The 2,262-nt window shown below is 39.7% G+C and carries 1 protein-coding gene; it reads right to left on the bottom strand.

The window, feature by feature from the left end:
• A partial coding sequence (locus VXQ92_RS15870) for a chemotaxis protein CheA (protein ID WP_416682462.1) occupies window positions 1–2,262 on the bottom strand: 2,262 nt, incomplete at both ends.

Here is a 2,262-nt window from a genome sequence, read left to right on the forward strand (position 1 = left end):
ATGGAAAATGAGTTGCAGTATGTCTTGCTGTTCTAAGTCTTGTTCTGGCTTGATCAATCCGGCAAGGAGTGCTTTCTGACGTACTTTTTCAACATCAATGCCTTGACCATCATCGCTAAAGACAACCACAACATCCGTACCTTGACGCTGAATATTAAGCTCAATACGCCCTGTTTCTGGTTTATTTGCTTGTTGCCGCTGCGCTCGGTCTTCTAAACCATGGTCAATTGCGTTTCTGAGCATATGCTCAAGCGGAGTCACTAACCGTTCTAAAATGTTGCGGTCCAACTCACCTTCCGTATTATTTACGAAAAGCTCAGCAGGTCTATTCAATGCTGTAGACGTCTGACGAACAATTCGTTGTAAACGCGGCAATAAACGCGAAAATGGGACCAACCGTGTCCGCATTAAACCTTCTTGAATTTCCGCTTGAATTCGTGATTGTTGTAAAAGCAAACTTTCGGTATCTCTAATCTTGTCAGATAACGTATTTTTTAAGTCGACCAAGTCCGATGCAGATTCAGCTTGCGATTTCGACAATTGATTTAATGATGAATACTGGTCCATCTCTAACGGGTCAAAGTCGGTATAACGAGAATGTTCAATTCCATGTTTAGCAATAATCTGTGTTTCTAACTCACCTTCCATTCGACGTAACTGATCGGCAAGTCGTTGAATCGCCAACTCCATTTCAACCAGTGTATGGCTAAATTGGCTTAGGTCCATTTCAATTCGTGAACGGTTAATGGAGTTTTCACCAGACAAATCAATCATTTTCTCGATTAAGTCCGCTGAAACACGGATCATTTCATTATTCTGATCCAGACGCTCTGTTTGCTCCCATGCACCCATCATTGGTGGAGGCTCTGTACCATCACCTTGTATAAAGGTCATCACCGGTTCTGAGCTAAACAAGTCCGCTCTAGTTAACTTAGTCGGAATCTGGATTGTAGTTTCAAAGAATTGAATATTTTCTAAACTTTGCTGTAATCCATCGAAATGCTGATAGTTGTGGTTGAAAATTGCATCTTTTAACCATGCAATTGCACTTTCTAATAAATGATCATAAATATTTGAATTGAAGTGATGCAACGCAAATTGTTCAAAAGCATTTTCTAGTTGGTAGGCAATTGCTTGTACGGCTTCTAAACCCACCATTCGTGCACCACCTTTCAAACTGTGCACGGCTCTTTGGAGCTGAAGCAAAATACTACGGTTTGTACGTTGTTCAAACCATTGTTTTAATAGCGACTCAGCCATTTCTAACAATTCAGTAGCTTCTTCTAGGAACGTCTGTTCAACAACAGCCTCAATGTCCTGTTCATCAGCTGCAATTTCACTCTCTTGCGATGTAACCGTGGTAATCATCTCAACTGGAGTAGCTAACTCGGTAACCGCTGTATCGAATACCTGATCGTGATGAGTTTCTAGCTTTGCAAGAGCAGGTTCAAGTTCTACTGGTATCTCATCTATTATTATTTCAGATATCACCTCTTGCTCAGATAATACCTCACTTTCAGCATCAAATGCCTCAACCACTGATACAGGTTGGAAGTTAGAGTTTTGACCCGCTCGTTTTAATGCGTTAATTGTGTAAGGAGCTGCATAATCTAGTTGTTGTTCACGCATGATTTGTAAACGATCAGCCAAGTCATCTTGAACCAAAAGAATAAAATCAATTAAATCTGAAGTTGCTACTAATTGCTTTTGAATTAAACGCTCATAAATGCTTTCTAATTCATGGGCAATCAAACCAAGATACGTTGCCTGAACCATATTTGCTCCCCCTTTCAAGGTATGCAAATAACGCATTAGGTTGTTCAGAGCTGCAAAGTTTTCTTGCTCACCTACCCAAATATTAAGATCGGTATCAATTCCCTCAAGTAATTCTTCAGCTTCCTCAAGAAAGATATCTAAAAGATCAGCATCAAAATTTCGATTCACTTGTGTAGATGAAATATATTGTCGATCTTGCTGCACACTTTGACCTAATACCGCCCAGTCTGCAGAGTCTGAGAAATTCTCTACAGTAGCTACTACTTCTGGCTCTGGTTCAATATTGGATATTGGTTCAAAAGATGTCGAATCCTGCTGAGGCAGGTCATTTGATAGGTCTGGAATGTATTGCGTATAAAGTTTTAATTCTTCTAAAATACTTTGATGTTGCTTAACAACACCGACTCGCTGACCAGCAGCTAAAGCATCAAATAATTGAATGAGCTGTTGATGTGCTTTTTGATAAATTTCAAATATATAGTCTGA

Source organism: Acinetobacter sp. 228 (assembly GCF_048147885.1).